The sequence below is a fragment of the Prosthecobacter sp. genome, assembly GCF_044222345.1.
Taxonomy (GTDB): domain Bacteria; phylum Verrucomicrobiota; class Verrucomicrobiia; order Verrucomicrobiales; family Verrucomicrobiaceae; genus Prosthecobacter.
Window position 1 is genome coordinate 62,346 of sequence record NZ_JBGANL010000004.1, and the last position, 18,976, is coordinate 81,321.

15 protein-coding genes, 1 tRNA gene and 1 pseudogene are annotated in these 18,976 nt (G+C 61.1%); 2 read left to right on the top strand and 15 right to left on the bottom strand.

Going from position 1 to position 18,976, the window contains the following annotated elements:
• Positions 1-284: 284 nt before the first annotated feature.
• From ACILSL_RS03940 to ACILSL_RS03980, 9 genes and pseudogenes are all read right to left on the bottom strand, one after another.
• Positions 285-371: transfer RNA gene (locus ACILSL_RS03940), tRNA-Leu, on the bottom strand.
• A gap of 19 nt (positions 372-390) precedes the next feature.
• Complete coding sequence (locus ACILSL_RS03945) at positions 391-1,032, bottom strand: hypothetical protein (protein ID WP_395730695.1); 642 nt, start codon at positions 1,030-1,032, stop codon at positions 391-393.
• Between the two features lie 21 nt (positions 1,033-1,053).
• Entirely contained in the window at positions 1,054-2,064 is a 1,011-nt protein-coding gene (gene floA, locus ACILSL_RS03950; RefSeq protein ID WP_395730696.1) for a flotillin-like protein FloA, read from the bottom strand.
• A 37-nt stretch (positions 2,065-2,101) separates the two neighbouring features.
• On the bottom strand, positions 2,102-2,572 hold the full coding sequence (locus ACILSL_RS03955) for an NfeD family protein (protein ID WP_395730697.1): 471 nt from the start codon (positions 2,570-2,572) through the stop codon (positions 2,102-2,104).
• A 70-nt stretch (positions 2,573-2,642) separates the two neighbouring features.
• Complete coding sequence (locus ACILSL_RS03960) at positions 2,643-4,052, bottom strand: hypothetical protein (RefSeq protein ID WP_395730698.1); 1,410 nt, start codon at positions 4,050-4,052, stop codon at positions 2,643-2,645.
• 119 nt (positions 4,053-4,171) lie between these two features.
• Complete coding sequence (locus tag ACILSL_RS03965; RefSeq protein ID WP_395730699.1) at positions 4,172-4,591, bottom strand: hypothetical protein; 420 nt, start codon at positions 4,589-4,591, stop codon at positions 4,172-4,174.
• Between the two features lie 70 nt (positions 4,592-4,661).
• A complete protein-coding gene (locus ACILSL_RS03970) occupies positions 4,662-6,485 on the bottom strand; it encodes a sulfatase-like hydrolase/transferase (RefSeq protein WP_395730700.1) in 1,824 nt (607 codons plus the stop codon).
• A 91-nt stretch (positions 6,486-6,576) separates the two neighbouring features.
• Positions 6,577-6,906: pseudogene (locus ACILSL_RS03975) on the bottom strand (putative toxin-antitoxin system toxin component, PIN family); the annotation flags it as partial.
• A gap of 95 nt (positions 6,907-7,001) precedes the next feature.
• Positions 7,002-7,238, bottom strand: coding sequence for a hypothetical protein (locus ACILSL_RS03980; RefSeq protein WP_395730701.1), 237 nt, complete (start codon positions 7,236-7,238; stop codon positions 7,002-7,004).
• Between the two features lie 194 nt (positions 7,239-7,432).
• Between ACILSL_RS03980 and rpmE the strand changes: the two genes are divergently transcribed.
• The gene (rpmE, locus tag ACILSL_RS03985) at positions 7,433-7,699 is read left to right on the top strand and encodes a 50S ribosomal protein L31 (RefSeq protein WP_395730702.1); all 267 of its coding nucleotides are present in this window, start codon (positions 7,433-7,435) and stop codon (positions 7,697-7,699) included.
• Between the two features lie 96 nt (positions 7,700-7,795).
• Positions 7,796-8,875 (top strand): peptide chain release factor 1, encoded by a 1,080-nt coding sequence (prfA, locus tag ACILSL_RS03990; RefSeq protein ID WP_395730703.1) that lies wholly within the window; start codon positions 7,796-7,798, stop codon positions 8,873-8,875.
• A gap of 18 nt (positions 8,876-8,893) precedes the next feature.
• Here the strand turns inward: prfA and ACILSL_RS03995 are convergent, their stop codons facing one another.
• From ACILSL_RS03995 to ACILSL_RS04020, 6 genes are all read right to left on the bottom strand, one after another.
• On the bottom strand, positions 8,894-9,364 hold the full coding sequence (locus tag ACILSL_RS03995) for a hypothetical protein (RefSeq protein ID WP_395730704.1): 471 nt from the start codon (positions 9,362-9,364) through the stop codon (positions 8,894-8,896).
• 60 nt (positions 9,365-9,424) lie between these two features.
• Entirely contained in the window at positions 9,425-11,671 is a 2,247-nt protein-coding gene (locus ACILSL_RS04000; RefSeq protein WP_395730705.1) for a DPP IV N-terminal domain-containing protein, read from the bottom strand.
• Positions 11,672-11,755: 84 nt separating this feature from the next.
• Positions 11,756-12,079 (bottom strand): DUF2149 domain-containing protein, encoded by a 324-nt coding sequence (locus ACILSL_RS04005; protein WP_395730706.1) that lies wholly within the window; start codon positions 12,077-12,079, stop codon positions 11,756-11,758.
• A complete protein-coding gene (locus tag ACILSL_RS04010) occupies positions 12,076-12,675 on the bottom strand; it encodes a MotA/TolQ/ExbB proton channel family protein (protein WP_395730707.1) in 600 nt (199 codons plus the stop codon). The genes ACILSL_RS04005 and ACILSL_RS04010 overlap by 4 nt, the downstream gene beginning before the upstream one ends.
• A complete protein-coding gene (locus tag ACILSL_RS04015; RefSeq protein ID WP_395730708.1) occupies positions 12,672-16,610 on the bottom strand; it encodes a cobaltochelatase subunit CobN in 3,939 nt (1,312 codons plus the stop codon). The genes ACILSL_RS04010 and ACILSL_RS04015 overlap by 4 nt, the downstream gene beginning before the upstream one ends.
• Positions 16,611-16,617: 7 nt before the next feature.
• Positions 16,618-18,777, bottom strand: coding sequence for a TonB-dependent receptor (locus ACILSL_RS04020; RefSeq protein ID WP_395730709.1), 2,160 nt, complete (start codon positions 18,775-18,777; stop codon positions 16,618-16,620).
• Positions 18,778-18,976: the final 199 nt, after the last annotated feature.

The window sequence follows — 18,976 nt, forward strand, 5'->3', positions numbered from 1 at the left end:
GCTTCATAGGGGCGCCTCTCACCTCAGCACAGGCTGAACCAAGCTCCGATTATCCAATACCCCGAATTCCGCGTATTAGACGCTAATTGTGCACTTTGAACGAACCACGATACTTTTATGCTTCAATGCTGACCGCTTGTGCGGCCGTGCCAATTTTTCGGCGTAAAAGTGAGCCTCATTTAACGAGGCCCAGGTGAGGGGCTTCAGATCCTCCTGGCAGGTCGCTGCTTAATTTTTGCAGTCACTGGGCGCTCTCCGCGCTACACCCGCCTGTGCTTCTTTGATGGTACCGGCGGTCGGACTCGAACCGACACATCCTCACGGATACAAGATTTTGAGTCTAGCGCGTCTACCAATTTCACCACGCCGGCAATTCTCAAAGAAGGATGCTTAGATAGCTAAATCGCGGGAGGATTGCAAGGCTTTTGGCGGACCAAGTATCTCCTGCATCAAAATAGCCTGCCGCATGAGGGCGGGATCCTGGCGCAGCTGACGCAAATGGCCCAGAATGGACCCGGCAGGTGCGGCGGGCCTGGCCAGCACGACAACCGGCGGTTCGGCAGCCACCGCAGGTGTCTTGACTGCGGCCACCGTAGGCACTTGCTGCGGGGCTTCAGCGCGTGCGGGCTGACGCTGACCTTGCGGCTGCTGGCGCTGGGCCGACACTGGACGTTGGGCCTGCTGGCGCTGGCGCTGGGTCTGCGGTTGCGGACGGCGAGGCTGCGCGGGTGCCTGGCTGGATTTGGCCGCCTCCTGCAGTTCTTTCCATGCCTTGCGCAGTTCATCCCACGCAGAAGGTACTGCCACGGGAGGAAGGGGGGGCGGAGCTGCCGGTGGCGGCTGCCCGGTCTGTTTGCGCCAGGCGGCTTCGCGCAGGCGCTGCTCTTCGGGGTCGGGCGGCGGTGCGGGTGCAGCGCCGGTCTTCTGCTGAAAGGTCTCCCACAGCCATTTCACGAAGCCTGCCAGGACCGCGATGACAATGATCGCCACCTGAAAAGGATCGACATCGCTGCTCAGCAGTAGTGGATGCATGGTCAAAAAACTCCCGCAGGGTTATTTCGCGCCGGAGGATTCCCCGGCGATCTTGCTGCGCATCTCCGTGTCCGCGAGCACGTTTTTGTACTTGGCGTAGTCCATGACGCCGAGCTGTCCATTGCGGAAGGCTTCGGCAATGGCCAGCGGCACCTGCGCCTCGGCTTCCACCACGCGTGCGCGCATTTCCTGGGTACGGGCGGACATTTCCTGCTCCAGCGCCACGGCGGCGGCGCGGCGCATTTCGGCCATGGCCTGCGCGATCTTCTTGTCGGCCTCGGCCTGCTCGGTCTGGAGCTTGGCCCCCACGTTTTCACCGACGTCGATGTCGGCAATGTCGATGGAAAGGATTTCAAAGGCCGTGCCGGCGTCCACGCCTTTGTGCAGCACGAGCTTGGAGATGGAGTCTGGATTTTCGAGCACGTCCTTATAAGAGGACGAGGAACCGATGCAGGTGACGATGCCCTCCCCCACACGGGCGATGACGGTCTCCTCTGTGGCACCACCCACGAAGCGGTCGAGGTTCGTGCGCACGGTCACTCGCGCACGCACGCGCAGGGAGATGCCGTCCTTGGCAACTGCGTCGATCTTGCCGCCGCGCCCCATGTCGGGGTGCGGGCAGTCAATGACCTTCGGATTGATGCTGGTGCGCACGGCTTCGAGCACTGTTTTGCTGGTGCCTTTGCAGGCGAGGTCGATGGCGCAGGCACGGTTGAAATCGAGCGGGATGCCGGCCTTGTCGGAGGCGATCAAGGAGAGCACCACATGCGTCACCTCACCACCGGCGAGGAAGTGCGCCTCCAGCTGGTCCGTGCCGATGGGGATGCCGGCCTTCGCAGCCGTGATGCGTGTATCAACGATCAGCGCATTGGGCACTCCCCGCAGCCACATGGCCAGCAGTGTGGGAAAGCTGACCGGCGCATTGGCGATGCGCGCACGCAGCCAGAGGTTGAAAAACTTCGCAACCATCAGGAACAGGACAAGCGCGACAATGATGACGGCGCCGATGAGGAATATTTCGAGAGTGGCCATGAGTGGGGGGTATTTGGGTTGGAGATAAACGAAAAATTCAGAGGATGCGGACCAGGAGATTGCCAGGCTCCGTCGCGATCACCTCGACACGGGTCCCGGCAGGGGCGAGGCCGTTCTGGCAGCGCACCTCGTAGCGCTGACCGTCAATTTCTGCACGTCCCAGCGGGCGCAGTTCCGTGAGCGCCACGCCCTGTGTGCCCGGCGCGGCTCCGGCAGCAGGCGGGGTCTCGATGCTGGTGGTGAGAGTCAGGGCACGGCGGAAAAACTTCACGGCAAACCAGCGCAGCCAGACGATCAGCACCGCCGTCACAAACACCACGATGCCCAGGGCAAGCGCCATCCGTTGGCTGGAAGTCCAGCCGACCAGCTCCTCTGACATCAAGGCAAGCCAGACGGCTGTAAATATGGCGATCGTGCCTAGGATGCCCGCCACCCAGCCAGGCAGGAAGGTTTCCAGCATGATGAGCAGGATGCCGAACAGCGTAAGGATGGCAATGCTGGCGAGCATGAGGACATGATGCTGGATGCTCCATGACTGGGCGTCAACTCATGATGATGCCCCAGCGATCCTGTTTTGCTCAGGGCGTGCGCTTCGGCACCATGGACTGCCGCCAGTCTTTGGCACCCACTGGAATGTCCCCCATGTTGAGAAACGTGGGAGAAGCGGGGCTGGCGAAGGTCATGCGTGCAAGGCGGGTGGCATCTGCCGAGATCGCAGGGTCGAGATGTTTCCCCGCTTTGAGAGGTGCCCGCGCCAGGATCGGATCTCCGCCGAGTTCGGCTCGTGGCTCCACTCGTGTCCAGGTGTTGGCTGACCAGTAATCACCCTTCCAGGCCCGGCTGGCACTGGTGGGCACATAGATGGCAAAGCGGTCAAACAGCACTTCAGGCACGTAGCGGCTGCCCACGCGGCTCGCCAGCGGTGGATCGCTCGGATCAGGGCGGCTTTCCGTCGATTCCAGCAGGTATTCTTTATCCTCGATCTTCACCACGCACCAGGCATGCCCGCCCAGATCGCCGTAGCGGCCCAGAGCCACCCGCACCTGAAACCCACGAGACATCAGCCAGTCCGCCAGAAAGATGGAGGAATCCTCGCAGTCGCCGCGCTGCAGGCGCTGTGTTTCATCGGCAAACTGCCAGCAGTCCGTCTGCTCCGGCTTGGCAAAACTGCTGCCCGCCTTGGCTCCGGGGTCGTTCGTGTAGCGGCAGTTGGCGTGCACGGCGGACCAGATGGTGAAGAGCTGCTGCACACGCGACTGGTTTTTCGCAAACGCTGCCGGGGGTGAGTACCCAGTGAGAAACTCGTTCACATAGTGAAACCGGCCCGCGCTGTCCGCCGCGATCACGGCATACTTGCGGTGGCACTTCGGGCACTCGAGCGCCATGCTGCGCTGCGCCTGTGAGAGCTTGATGAAATGCGGCTGTTTGCAGTGGACGCAGGTGCTGAAAAAAGGTTCTTCGCCAGATTCGGAGAGCTCCTCCGGCGAGAAATCACGCAGTCGCTGCCCCAGCACGAGCAGCGCCTCGTGCATCAACCCGCTGGCTCGTGGCCGCATCGCGATGGCCATGTGCGTCATTTCCGGCTGTGAACGGTGCGAATACTCATGGAAGCGCTGCAGCAGTTCGCGCAGGCTCGGACTGCTGGCGGAGCAGACGGAGACCCGGTAGTAGCGTGGCATTCCCTCCTGCACCAGCTCGGTGACTTTGTTGAGGTCAGTCGTCTCGATTTTCGGAAACTCTTTGGCCAGCCACGCCTCCATTTCAGGATCCACCCGCAGGGTCGGAGTTTTCTCCGCCATGCGCGAATAATTGAATTGATCCACCAGATCGAGGCGGAACTTGGCCGCACTGTACTGGTAACTGGGACTCGTCATCAGTTCGCCCAGCCGCATTTCCCATCCATTCAGCCAGCCCTCCTTCGTCGCGGCGATTCCCCCCGCCAACAGGACGGTGGAGGAAAAAAACCATGTGATCAGGCGGCTTTTCATAACGCCCGAAATTATAGTATTTATAATTATCTGCGCAACGAAAACTGACCGCTGTGACAAAGTACTTACGTTTGAGTCCTCCAATTGCGGGGAGGATTGGCAGGCAAATCACGCAGGAATCACTTTTTCACCTGGAAGGGAATCTTGGGCGTGTAGGGCCACAGTTTCGGCGCACTCACTCCCACGGCCGCAAACAGTGTGCTCGGCTTTTCCTCCAGGATTTCACCCACGTCCCCAAACCAGGCGGCCTGCGGATTGCCTGCGAGATTGGAAACGAAAATGCCCCCGCGCTCGCCACGGCCCAGCAGGACTCCCTTGGTGCGCAGGAGTGCTGGAGCCAGGTAATAGGTGCCCTTCTCTGAGACGACCTCGGCTGTGTAAACTCCGGCTGGAAACTCCACCCTCCCCTGCCCGCACTCGCGCACTTCATTCGGCCCGACCACAATTCCCGAAGTCGTTTTAGGCGCCGGGGCGATGGAGCCGCAGGCGGCGAGGAGCAAGGGGGCAAGAGCGAGGAAAGAAGCGCGGAACAATTTCATGAAGAGGGTTGGGTTGGTAGCATTCTCCTTGGTGGGAGAATGACAGGCACATCAGGATTCATGCCATAAATCACTTTGTCTTCAGGGTCAGCGTCACCCGCCGCACCTCCATGACCGTCTGCCCGGGAATCTCCAGCGCCTGCAGCCTCAGCAGTCCGCGCTTGGCAGGAAGCGTGATCGTACCCAGTGACAGGCTGTGAAAGTCACGCATGATGCTCTCGCCTTTGCGCGAGGCACGGTCTTGATCGTCCAGCAGGCGCGGAAACCAGCCAAGGGTCACTTTGCCCACCGTTTTGGCCCCGTCGAAACTCAGCTGCACGGTCGATCCGGCATCGGCTTCCGGGCAGGCGTAGTCGATGGTGACTTCATACTCGCCCGCCGTGTGCACGTCGATGTCCCAGGTCATGGCATCTTCCTTGGTCTTCCAGTTCACGAAGTAGGAGCAGTTCGGCGCATTGGAACTGCGCTTCACTCCGCCCTGCGGGATGCCATCGCGGGCTTCCAGCATGGTGATGGGAAACTCCGTGTATCCCACGGGATAAGGCCGGTCATCCGCGAAGGGCTCTGCGCCGGGGTTTTTCCCCTTGGCCTTCCCCTGCCCCTTGCCTTTGCCGCCGGCAGGTGGTGGAACGTAGGGCTTTCCAAAGACCTCCTGATGCCAGGCCGTCGCCTTGGCGGCGAGTTCTGCGGCGATCTGCGGCTGCTCGGCTGTGACGTCCTTGGTCTGATTCGGATCGGCCACCATGTCAAACAGCGCGCCACTCGCATCGAGGCGATGAGTCTGCGACCGCACGCTCAGCCTGCCGCTGTTGTAGTTCATGAGTTCACGCGGCCCGCGCTTCCACTCACCGCCGAGCAGCAGGTTGGAAAAATCCCAGCCGTCCAGCGGCTTGGAGCTCACCGGTTTCACGCCCGCCAGCGCCGTCAGCGTCGGCAGCAGGTCAATCGCCCCGGCGATGGGGGTGATGGTGCCGCCTTCCTTGATCTTGCCCGGCCAGCGCATGAAGAGCACGGAGCGCACCCCGCCTTCATCCGTGACGCCCTTCTTCCCCTTCATGCCGCCGTTCCAGCGGGCGCTGTTGGGGCCGTTGTCGCTGAAATAGACCACGATGGTGTTCTCGCTCAGCTTCAGATCATCCAGCTTCTTCAGCACCCGCCCCACGTTCACATCGATGTTGTCCATCATCGCCAGCACGGTGCGGCTCACGGCGAGGTCTTCCTTGTCCCCCTCCGCGCCACGCATCGTCACCGGCGAGTCTTTGAACTTGTTCCAGTGCTCGTCCGGCACGCTGAAAGGCGAGTGCGGCGTCGTCAGCGGGATGTAGCAGAAGAACGGTTTCTCCCGGTTGGTTTCGATGAACTCCATCGCCTTCCCCACCAGCACATCCACGATGAACCCCTTGGCGCGAAACATCTTCCCATTGTGCTCCAGCGGCGGGTCAAAATACTCGCCCCAGTGGCCGGAGGTGTAGCCCACGTATTCTTGAAACCCACGCGCATTCGGGTGGTAGGGCCACTGGCTGCCATTGTGCCATTTCCCGAACGCCCCCGTCGCATACCCCGAAGCCAGAAAGGCGTCCGCGATGGTCTTTTCATCCGCGTTCAACCGCTCCAGCCCCGTGGACACCCCCTTCACCCCGCCGCGTGAATGGTAGCGCCCGGTGAGAAACTCCCCCCGCGTGGGCGCACACAGCGCACAGACAAAAAAACGGTCAAACTGCGCCCCCGACTGCGCCAGCTTGTCAATGTTCGGCGTTTTGAGATTCGTGTTTCCGTTGATCGAATAATCCCCCCACCCCGAATCATCCGCCAGCATCACCACCACATTCGGCGCCGCCGCCTGGAGCTGGGTGCAGACAACAAGAGCGAGGAGGAGACAGAGTCGGTGGATCATGGTGTCCGCGGTAACGGTGCGCGAGGAGTGGAGTTATCAGCGGGCTCGTGTTCCATGATCTTTGTAAGCGCCCGCTCATTGTTTGACGGTCTCATTCACGGCTTTGCGTGAGAAACTGGTCGATGAATGCCTCTGGCCGGATGGGCTGTGGCCGGTAGCCGCTGCCTATCAGCGGGCGGAAATGCATATCACTGGTGACGATGTAATCGGCATTCACCGTAATGGCACAGTCGGCAAATTTATCGTCGTCCCGGTCAGCGGAGATAGTCCGGAAAAAGAAAGATGGCGAGACCTGCTGCACGTTCCCGGCATAAGTTGCCGCAAGATCAAGCAGACGCTCCAATGACCGCCAGCGTTCTGCACCAGATATGCGTGTGACGACTTCTTGATATTCCAGCAAGATGTCGGTGGACAAGGCCCAGACGAAGCGTCCTGCATACTACGCCTGCAAAATACAGGCGAAGGAATGGCGCTGATTGAGCGCCTGCAACACCACGTTGGTGTCGAGCACCACGATCATGCCGCGCGCTTGAGATCGTTGCGCACTTCGCGGATGATCTCATCCAGCCGCTCATAGCGGCCCGCTTCCCAGTCCTGGGTGAATCCTGCGCGGACATCTTTCCACAGGCGATCCATTTCGAGCCGTGCCAGCAGTCGTTCTACCAATCCGAGTTCATCATCGGGAAGTTCATCAATCAGCTTGTGCAACACGGGACGCTGCTGCTCCGGGGCTGTATGAAGTGTGGCATTCATGAGGAAAACCTATCATACACACCCTTTTCTTCCAATCTCAAAAGAATCTCCACATCCCCCCCTTGTCCTGAGAACCGGGAACTCCTGACGGAGAACCCCTTGACCATCCCCCAAAATCCACTAATCTGCTCATCCCCACGCCCCGGCGAAAGCTGCATTCCGCGCCTCGCCGAACCACGTGGTTCCCCACCCTCATGAAAGAAAACATCCATCCCAAGACCACCGAGACGACGATCACCTGCACCTGCGGTGCCGTGTACAACACGATCTCGACCGTGCCAAACCTCCGTATCGGCATCTGCTCCGCCTGCCACCCGTATTTCACCGGTGAACAGCGCTTCATCGACACCGCCGGTCGTGTGGACAAGTTCGCCCAGCGCTACGGTTCCATCCGCGCCCGCCGCACTGCTCCGAAGCTCGCAGCCGCCGAAGCAGCTCCTGCTGCCGAAGCCGAAGCGTAGGTCCCAGCCCCCTCTTTTTAGTCAAACGGTGTCCATGCCTCGTGCTGGGCACCGTTTTCTTTTTGTCTCTGCTCTCTCCCTTCTCTTTCCCTCCTCATGGACTACTCAGGCGTCATCGCCGGTAAACGCACCCGCTTCGCCGATCTCGAAGACATCATCGGCCGCCCGAATTTCTACGACGATGCCAAGAAGGCGGGCGACATGCTGCGCGAACACCGCAGCCTGCAAAACCTGCTGACTTCGTGGGATGCGTTTGAGAAAACCCAGGTGGAACTGGCCGAGAGCCGCATCATGGCCAAGTCACAGGAGGACAAGGAATTCGCCGAGATGGCCGCCGCGGAAATCCCCGTGCTGGAGCAGCGCCTCGTCGATCTCGAAAAGGCCATTCAGGAGTCCATCCTGCCGCCCGATCCCCTCGAAGGCCGCGACATCATTCTCGAAATTCGCGCTGGCACCGGCGGGGATGAGGCATCTCTGTTTGCCGCCGATCTGCTGCGCATGTACTCGCGCTTTGCGGAAGGCCGTGGGTGGAAGATCGAATCCCTCGACACCAGCCCCTCCGAAGTCGGCGGCTTCAAGGAAGTCATCGTCAAGATCAGCGGCGAAGACGTGTACCGCGTGATGAAGTACGAAAGCGGTGTGCACCGCGTGCAGCGCGTGCCTGCCACCGAGGCGCAGGGCCGCATCCACACCTCCGCCGCCACCGTGGCCGTGCTGCCCGAGGCCGAGGAGGTCGATTTCGAACTCAAGTCCGACGAAGTCCGCATCGAAGTCTGCCGCTCCTCCGGCGCAGGCGGTCAGGGCGTGAACACCACCGACTCCGCCGTGCAGGTGCTGCACATCCCCACCGGCACCATCGTCCGCTGCCAGGACGGCCGCAGCCAGATCAAGAACAAGGAAAAGGCCCTGAGCATTCTGCGCTCGCGCCTGCTGGAAAAGAAACAGCAGGAAGAGGCCGCCAAGTACTCCGCCAACCGCAAAAGCCTCATCGGCAGCGGCGGGCGCGAAGAAAAGATCCGCACCTACAACTACCCGCAGAACCGCGTCACCGATCACCGCATCGAACTCACGCTCTACAATCTCGATCAGTTCATGGAAGGCCGCATCGAAGGCATCCTTCAGGCCCTGCTGGCCAGCGATCTGAAGGAGCGTCTGGCGGAAGCTGGGCTGTCCTGATCCGCATTCATCGGCTCATCACTTGGAGCACACAGGCGCAGCCCTGCGCGTGTAATTCAACACCCCGGTTCCAACAGCTGGCCGGAAGACGAAGCCGTCCACCTCATGCTTGTGGGAAAACCATGCGGCCTTGGGGTGGAATGGTGCGACGGGCAGGTCGATGTACTTCCCGTGCTCCGCACCATCCATCAGGCTTTGGGCCACGACGAGATTCCCCCGATGCGTATAGACCTTCGCAGGGTGCAGACGCTGAATGCCCGGATCCCAGTAGGCGGGCGGGATTTCAGTCCGGTATTTTTCGCGATGTGCCAGCAGCGCCGAATCATACGCAGCCAGAGTCCTCCAGGCATCGCGCTGCAGGCCTTTGTGAAATGTTGACCCCGGGTCTGCCGGGCCCTGCATGCAGCTGCACAGAAAGACAAGCAGCGCCCCCATGAACACCACCGTCATGCGGCGCAGCGTGGCAGGAGCTGAAACGGACTTATTCATGATGCCATCTTCTGTCCTGCCCCTGAACATTCAACCCTCTTCTGAAATGCGACCGAGAGTTCAGTCCACCGGCAGATGCTGCTGCAGGTAGTTCGTCATCAGCTCATACAGATGACGCTGGGTCCCCTTGCCAGTGTTGATGGCGTGGTCACGATTCGGATAGGGCATGACGGTGAAGCGTTTGTTTTGCGCGACGAGTTCATTGATGAGCTTCTCCGTCCCCTGGTAGTGTACATTGTCATCGCCCGTGCCGTGCACGATCAGCAGATTCCCCTTCAAAGCAGCCGCATGGGTGATGGGCGAGCCGAGCCGGTAGCGTTCCTTATTGGCTTTGGGCAGCCCCATGTAGCGCTCTTCATAGATGGTATCGTACAGCTGGCGGTCGGGCACGGGTGCCACGGCCATGGCCGTTTGATAGAGATCCGGGTAGCGGAAGATCGCATCCAGGCTGCTGCCGCCGCCGCCGCTCCAGCCCCAGATGCCCACACGTTTGCGGTCGAGAAACGTGAAGCGCTCCAGCAGTGCCCGCGTGGCCGCCGCCTGCTCCTGGGAATTGATGACTCCGAGCTTGAGATAGATGCTCTTGCGCCAGTCACGTCCGCGCGGGCCGGGCGTACCGCGTGTGTCCACGCTGGCCACCACATAGCCCTGCTGCGCCAGCATCCAGTGCCAGAGACCGCGCTGACCGCCCCAGGCATCCCGCACGGTCTGCCCGGCGGGCTCGCCATACACGTGCATCAGCAGCGGATGCGCGCGCGATTTGTCCAAATCCTGCGCGGTGATGCAAAGAGCATCGCATGAGATCCCGCCGCCAATGTCCACGCGCATGAACTCGACCTTCGGCAGCTTGAGCGCCGCCAGCTTGTCACGCAGCTTCTTCTGAGTCCTGAGCACGCTCTTCGTCTTGTGGTCAGGCAGCGAGATCAGTTGAATCACCGGCGGCGAAATGGCAGTCGAATACGTGTGCACGGCCCACTGCGCATCCTCGGTCATGTTGTAGTTGTGCGTGCCCGGCTGATCCGCAGGCGAGAGCCACTGCGGCTCGCCACCCTTGAGGCTGACGCGATAGAGGTACCGCTGCGTGGCATTGAGGGGAGAGGCGTCAAAGTACAGCCAGCCGCCTTTGGCATCGACCTGCCTGACATCAATGACATCAAACTTACCCTGCGTGATGGGCGTCACTTCACCCGCCAGAGTGGCGCGATAGGCATGGCGCCAGCCGCTGCGCTCACTGAGCCAGAGGAAGTCATCACCGATCCAGCGGATGCTGTTCTTGTTGTCCACCCAGGCTTTGTCCGTTTCAGTGAACACCAACTGCGTCGCGCCCGTGGCAGGATCTGCGCGCATGACATGCAGCGTGTTTTGCAGGCGGTTGAACTGCTGCAGCAGCACCACCTTGCCATCCGGCGTCCACTCGGCATGCGGCAGGTAATGCTCGCGCGGATCTCCCGGCACCTGCAGCCAGGTGATGCCACCGCCTGCGACAGAGACCACGCCGAGGCGCGTGGCGGAGTTCTTTTCGCCTGCTTTGGGATACGGGAATGTGGTGATGCGCGGATAGCGGCCATCGGCATGATTCACCAGCGTGAAGCGCTTCACATCACGGGTGTCAAACTGCCACAGCAGCAGCCGTGCGCCGTCCGGACTCCAGCGGAAGCAGTCGCGCAGCTCCAGCTCCTCTTCGTTCACCCAGTCAGAAGTGCCGTTGATGAGCGTGGCGGAGCCATCCGCCGTCAGCGCAGTGATCTTCATGTCCGCCAGACTTTGCACGTACAGGTTGTTCTTGTGCACATAGGCCACGCGGCTGCCATCGGGTGAAAACTTGGCAAACATCAGCGTCGCGGGCGCGGCTTCTCCGCCGAGCTTGCGCAGACTGCCGCTCGCCACATTCAGCAGCCAGTAGTCGCCCCGCGTGTTCTTCCGCCACACCTTCCGCGTATTGGCAAACAGCAGCACCTGCGACTCGTCCTTGGAGAACTCGAAGCTGTCTACGCTCAGCGGCTTCTTCTCGCCAGGAGCCGTCAGAGTTTTCGCGGAGGCGATGACCGTTCGCAGGCCCGTGATCACATCGTAGCGCACCAGGTCTTTGCCGGGAATGTCGTTGCCATCCTCGCCCTTGCCGAGCGGTTCGAGTGTAAAGTAAGACGCCCCCTTCTTGCTCCAGTGCAGCGCCTCCATCTTCTCCTCCTTGTACTCTTCATCGGTGAAGATGGAGGCCAGCGTCAGCTGCGCGGGATCACCAGCAGCATGGGTGGATGGGGTCCCGTGGAGGGCAGCCAGCAGGAGACAAAGCAGGCGGAAGTTCATAAAGCCGCCAGTAAGCGCCATTGAACGCGGCGCTTCAATCCTTGAATTGGACTCATGCAGCGGAAACAGGAGTTCCCCGCCGCTTCACTTTTGCTTGTCCTTCACGTAGATGATCTCGCCGGACTTCAGCCGATACGCCGTGCCCAGCCGCTCCCCTTCACCGCTTTTGCTGGCCTTGCTTTCCTGAAATCGCTCGATCTTCGTGCGTGCGGCATCAATGCTTTCCGCCGTGGGCGATTTGTCAGCCTGCGCATCCTTGGAAGCGGTGGGGGCAGTCTTGGGCAGATTGAAAAAACTCACCACCGCCAGCAGCAGCGCGGCGGCAAAGGCGATCCACACATCAAAGAGATTGATGAGTCCTGCGGCGGGGTCATCCCCTTCGGAGTCGTCCCACAGGCGCTTCTTCATGGCAGTGCGGGCTTGTTGGCGTTCGTGAAAAGATGCTCCAGCGTACTCAGATCGCGCTGATACCAGTTCTTGCGCACGAGGTTCATCGTGTAGGAGCAGCAGCCCAGAAGCACCCCCACCACGGTGGCGGTGAAGGCGACCACCAGATTGCTCGAAAGCGTGGCCAGATCTCCTGAAGCCAAACCCGTCAGCGCAGGCCCCAGCGGAATGAGTGTGCCCATGAGTCCGAGCATGGGCGCGATGCGTGTCATCCATGTGAGTCGCGACAGCGCAGCCGCCACCTCGATCTCCAGATCCACCAGACAGTGCGCCAGATCCCCCGCCCCGCCCCATTGCGCAAGAAGCTGATGCAGCCGCGCTGGCAGCCCGGTGGTGGCGGTGCTGAGAATGCTCAGCAGCCGCACCTGATCCCCGCCCTCCACGTGCGCGCGACGCAAGGCGGTCATGACCGAGGCAACCTGCAGCCGTCCCAGCCACTCGCGCAGCAGTCCGCCCAGCAGCATGGCGCTCCACGCCACGAGGATGATGATGGCCGCCAGCGTGGGCAGCAGCACGGCCTCGGAGATCAGGGAAAGGAGTTGTTCGAGCAGCTTCATAAAGTGGAACCGGCCCTCTTGAAGAAGCCGAAGATCATCAAAAGTACAGCTGCGGCTCCGATCAACCAGGCGAATGAATTCCACGCCGGTTCCAGCACCGGCCCCTCGGGCTGCGGCTTGCTCTCAGCGGGCGGTGTCTGCTCCTTCGCCTCGCCAATCTGCGGTCCGCTCACTTTCTCGACTTTCGCATCCGGCGCGGCGGCGCTCTCCTGCAGCTTGGCCTTCATGGCCTGCGCCAGTGCGGCGGATTCCTGATCCCCCGGCGCGTTGAGTTTGGCGCTGACAAACTCCGCCATGCGCGTGTTACCACCGCTGACGAGTCCGCCCGAGTCTCCATGCGCCTTCACCGAGGTGGCATAGAGCTTCGTCAAAGTCTGCAACTGCTCCGGCGTGGCCTTCCAAAGGTCCTTGCGCGCCGCCTCGATCAGCGTGGCGCTGATTTCCTGCATGGCGTGCGGAGACACCAGCTCAAACCACCCAGGCAGCTTGAGGTTGTGCTTGTCCTTCACCAGCACGTCATAGACCTCATCCCACGTCTCCTGCGTGACGCTCTCCCGCCGTGTCACCGACCAGCCAAAGGTGTTCTTCACCAGCTCGGCGATGTGCCCTGCCCCGGCGTAATCGTGCGACTTCATGCCCTCCAGCCAGCGGCGGTTCAGCAGCTCGGATTTCAAATTCGCCGCCAGTACTTCTTCGAAATCACGCACACGCGCACCGCTGGGATCACGCACATCGGAGATGACAGCAGCGGGCGATTTCCCAGTGACCTTCTTCACCGCCATGCTGAGCCCGCCGACGTACTCATAGGCGTGATGATTCGAGAGCTGGCTCGTCATGTTCGAAGCCCACACGCGCAGCACGGTGTCCGTGTTTTGCAGCGCCTCCTCATACAGCCCGTCCACTTTTTCGCCCCAGGTGTCCTGCGTGTACACAAAGCTCATGTTGTCCGTGTACACATCGGTGATCTCGTCGTCCTTGTCCCACACGCCGGAGCGCGGCACGAGGTAGAGGATGTGCGTGCCGCTCATGTTGCCCGGTTTGGTGCCAAAGATGCGCGCCGCCGCAAACTGGTCCGCACGCGCGGCGGAGTAGCCTCGCTTGAGCAAACGCTCTCTGGTGGCCGACACGGCTTCACGTACCGGATTCACACTCTCAGATGCCGAAGCAGCCAGTCGCACAGCCTTGTCCAGCAGCGCCACGCGCGTGGGAAAGTTCTCCTTGTACTGACCGCCCATGGCAATGAACACCTCCACCCGTGGACGCCCCAGTTCCTCCGCAGGAATCAGCTCCACGTCGATGACGAGATTGTTCTGATTCCAGATCGGCCGCACTCCCAGCAGCGCGAGCACCTGCCCTTCCATCACGCCAAAGTCGCGCATCGTTTCCATGCCGTTGAGATCCATCGCGATCTTCTTCGGCTTCCGCGTTCGCAGCAGTTCATCCACCAGCTTGCGCGCGGTTTCCCACGCAGGCCGCGTCGGGATCTCCTCAGGATTGAGCGAGTACAAATTGCGACCGCCCGGTGCCGTCGCCGGATTGCGGATGGGGTCAGGCCCCGGACCCGGCTCGATGTAATGACCGCCCAGTGCCGTGAGCAAACCCGCCTGCTCCTTGCCAGCATCCAGCAAACGTGCACGCACATCCCGTGCGAATTCCACATCCTTCAGCAACTCCGCCGTCATGCGCACATCGGCGGGCGGTGCGCCATCCAGCGCGGCGCGCAGAAACTCCACCGCCTTCGCACGATCCTGCTGCTTGTGCTCCAAAGCAGCCCGGTGAATCCCACGCGTGGCGGCCAGATGATCCAGCAGCGGCTCACCGAGAATCTGCGCCAGATACGGCACCATCTCCGCCTCATGCGGCCCCTCACCCAGCACATGCAGCCGCAGCGGCGTGCGTGACTCCAGCAGGTTGTGCAGATGCTCGTCCAGGCGCGTGACCGCCGCGTCATCCAGCACCTCGGCAGCGCCGCCGTGCAGCTTGGCCTCGCGCGCCTGTTGGCTCACCCGCTTGCGGTACTCCTCCTTGAGCAGTCCGTCCTCCAGCGTGCGGAATTTATGGATGTCCTCGTGCAGGTTTTTGAATTCATCATCCAGTCCCGCAGCCAGCGTGGGCGGCGGCAGGTGATCCACCAGTGCGGCGTAGGCGCGGCGGCGCGAGAGCGTGGCCTCGCCGAGATTGTCCGTGATCCACAGATTCACCACCGGCATGTAGCCCACGCAGATGTCGCTCCAGCAGTCCTTGGAAAGCCCCGCCTCCTTGCCCGGCAGCAGCTCCAGCGTGCCGTGCGTGCCCCAGTGTACGATGGCATCCGCATGATACTGCTCCTCCAGCCACCAGTAGAAGGCCAGGTAGTTGTGCGGCGGCGGCACATCGCGGTTGTGCAGCAGATTTTCATCCTGCTTCTCCCCACGCTCCGGCTGCGGCATGAGGATGAGATTGCCCATCTCCAGCTTTGGCAAAACGATGTGCGGCTCGCCATTGCGCTTCACCACCATGATGCGTCCCGGCGGCGGACCAAACTTCTCCACCATCGTCTTCCGCACCGCTTCGCTCAGCTTCGTGTTGAACCACTCTTCATACTGATGCAGCGGCACCAGCACCGGCTGCGATTCATCCACCAGCTTTTCCAGATCTCCCTGCACCCACGGGCCGATGTTCCGCCCGCAACGCTTCATCTCCTCAATCAGCGCCGTCGTACTGGCCGGGATATTTTTCAGCGTGAACCCCGCCTCCTTCATTTTCGGCAGGAAGCGCATGAAGCTCTCCGGCGCATCCAGAAAGCCGCCCGTGGGGCTGCCGCGCATCAGATCATCCTGCCCCAGTCCCTTGTTGTAATAGATCAGCGCGATCTTCTTCTCCGCATTGCTCTTGCGCTTCAGTGAGGCCCAGCGTGCGGCACGCGCGGCGAAGGCCTCGATGCGATCCGGGATCGGCTCATGCAGCCGGAAGCCCTGGATGTTCTCCTTCAATCCGCCCACCACCACCGGCTCCAGCGTGCCCCAGGACTCCTGCAGCGCCATGAACATGCCCACATCCCGATGCGAGAGCCCGCGCGGATCCTTCAGCCACTCCTCATTCGTGGTGGCCAGCATCGAGATGGGCCGCAGATACGGCGCATCCAGTTCCTTCAGCAAAGCCGTGCTCTGCCACATCGCCCCATGCCGGTCCTCAATGAGAATCGTGGGTGCCGCCGCACGCGTCAGCTTCGTCACGTTTTCTTCGCGATCGCCAAACACCGGCACCACATTCAGCCCTCGCTTTTCCAGCGCGCCGATCTGCGCATCGATCACCCGCAGATCATGCGTGATCCAAAACGACTGCTGTAGCAGCAGCACGGCTACCGACGCCCCCTCCACCCAGCGCTGCTTCCCGCGCTTGAAGGCGATGAATTCGCCGATGTCTGAAAAGGACTCCTCACGCGCCGGATCATAGTAGCCCAAATCTGGAATGAGCACCGGCGGTTCGATCTCCCCCGGCTGGCCACAGTGTTTCACCATGCAGTAGCGGATCAGCCGTCGCACGTTCACCGTGCCATTGGGTCGCCAGTAGGCCGGCACCGCTTCATCTTTGAGCAGCAGCCCCGCCTTCTCCAGATCCATCTGGCTGCCGCGCGCATCCAGCGGGATCACCCGCTGCTCCGGATTCAGCGCCCGAGATTCCTTCAGCCGCTGCGTGAGCGTAGGTGCCTGCTCCGCCTCCAGGTTCAGCACAAACACCAGCCGAAACCGCGCCGCCAGCTCCGCCTTCTGCGTCTCATTGAACGCCTTCCCTTTGAAAAACTCCGCATGAATGCCGCTCTCACGGCACGCCGCCTCCACCTGCGGCATCGAGCGATCCCACACGCCGATGAAGGCCCAGTTCAGCGCCTCCGCAGCGCACAGATTTCCTGACAGCAGCAGGAAACAACTCAGCCAGCAGAAGATGCCACGCATGGTTCGCTTAGAAGGTGAAACGTCCACCGACCACGACATTGAAGCCCGCCGCTTGACGCTGCTGCTGGGAGTATGCCTGCCGGTATTTAGTGTCGAAAACATTGTTCAGATTCACGGTTAGAGAAAACGAACGGGACCCCTCTTCCCAGACCTTCCACCCGGTGCGGATGTTCGTCACGAAGAAGCCCGGGATTTGGAAGTTCTGGTTGATCGGCGGGTTGGTCGCGCTGGGAGATCCGTAGGCCGGATCCGTGGAGAAACCGGCGTCGATCTCATCGCTCGGATTGTGCCGGATCAGCGGCCCCGCCCACAGCTCGGAGAGCTCCACCCAGCAGCGCTTTTCATCACTTTCAAAGCGCACCCCAAAATTCCCGTACAGCGGTGGAATGAAACGCAGCGGCACATTCTGCGACTGGTTCTGGCCGTAGGTCCACGTCGTGTTGTTGAAGACCGTGAAGTGGCGGTCGATGTCATAGCTCAGCGCAAACTCCACGCCCGTGATGTACCCCTGCGCGGCATTGGAATTCCGCGTCGCATTGTACGTCACCCCGCCGATCACCACCGTGCCTGACGTGGTGGAGGTGATCAGATCGGACAGCTTCGTGAGATAACCTGTGAGCGATCCCTTGAGCTTGTCCGTGTGCACCCGCGCCCCGATCTCATACGTGATGCTCTTCTCCGGATTGATCATCGTGCTGGGCAGCGATGCCGTCAGGCTGGAAAACACCGGCGTTCCCGCGCTCAGCAGATCGCTGTACGTAGGAGAGCGAAAGCCCGTGGCCACATTCGCCACCAGATCAAAGGATTTCGTCGCCTGATATACCGCACCCACGTTCCACGTCACCGCATTCCAGTACTTGTTCGCCGCCAGATCGCTCACTGTATATCCAGCCCCCGGAATCACATCCAGTCCCTCCGGTCGCGAATGCAGATGCGTGTTCTCATAGCGCGCGCCCGTGTTGATGAGCAGCTTGTCCACCGGCTTGAAGTCCAGCGTCACAAAGGTGTCGAAGACTTCATACGTACCGTCCGGTGTGATGCCCGCCGGCTGGGAAACGGTGGTGACTCCAGTGGCCAGCACCGTCGAGTTTAGAGTCTGTGCCGAAGACAGATTCTCATGCCTGTAGTCCATGCCATAGACCAGCCGCGTGCTCTTGCTGCGCCCAAACGTCGCCGCATTCTGAATGCCCACGCCCCAGAGATCCTGGTCTGAATTGGTGATCGTGTTGTTAAACTGCGTCCCCGTCTGCACCCGCCGCTCGCGCAGTTGGTCGTAGTACTGGTAGTAGCCGTACACCTTCAGCTCGTCGCTCAGGAATCCCAGGTCCTGCGCGGTGTAGTCCAGCTTCACGATGCCACGGCGCTCCAGCGGGCTGTAGATGCGCGGCACGCCGTTCGCATTGAGCTTGGACTGCACGTAGCTGTTCACATCCGTGCGTTCGTTCCCCACCCATGAAAGGCGAAACACATGCCCCTTCACCGGCTGAAACGCCAGATTCGCATACCCGCCGCTGGCATGAAAACTGGTGGGCTGCAAGGGCCCTGAGGAGCTGTGATAATTCCCCGCATCCTGCACCGACCACCCGGCCGCAAACGCCCACATGTCATTGCTCGCATGCACATTCATCGCGTTGGTGAACTCCGTGTTGTTGCTGCCGTAGCGTGAGTACACATCCCCACCCACGTTCAGGCTTTCGGAAAACTCCCCGCGCTTGGAAAACACGTTGATCACCCCACCGATGGCGTCGCTGCCATACTGCACCGAGCCCGCCCCGCGCACCACCTCCATGCGCCCGACCGCATCAATGGGAAACTGGTTGAAGAACGGATTCGGCCCCGAAAAGATCCCGCCGTTGTTGATGCGCACGCCGTCCCAAAGGTACACCAGCTTGTTGCCCATCTGCCCACGGATCACCGGAGATCCCTGCGCCGCCACCTGATTCACCCACACCCCCGGCTGCTCCTGCAGCATGTCCGAAGGGCTCGTCGCCTGAAAACGCTCGATCCTCTTCTGCTCCACCACATTCGTGGACTGCGGCACCTTCTTCTGATCCTGCGCCGTGCGCGAGGCCGTGATCACCATCGTGGGCAGTTCTTCGGCCTCATTCTTCTTCAGCTCTTCAGCCGCCTGCAAATGCGCGGCAAGGAGCGCGCTCAGCGAAAGCATCAGTCGGGAAAAACGAAAATGGGAGACAACCATTCGTCACGCTTTGGCAGCCCCCGCATAATGCGCAATGCGGGCACATGTTGAAAGTTCATGGATGGACAAAAATCGACCATTCGATACCCGAAAAGCTCTCTAAACGAACCTCTCCCCCTGCCCACTCCCCCGAAAACTCGGGGTCCTCGCACAAAGGCTGAATCGG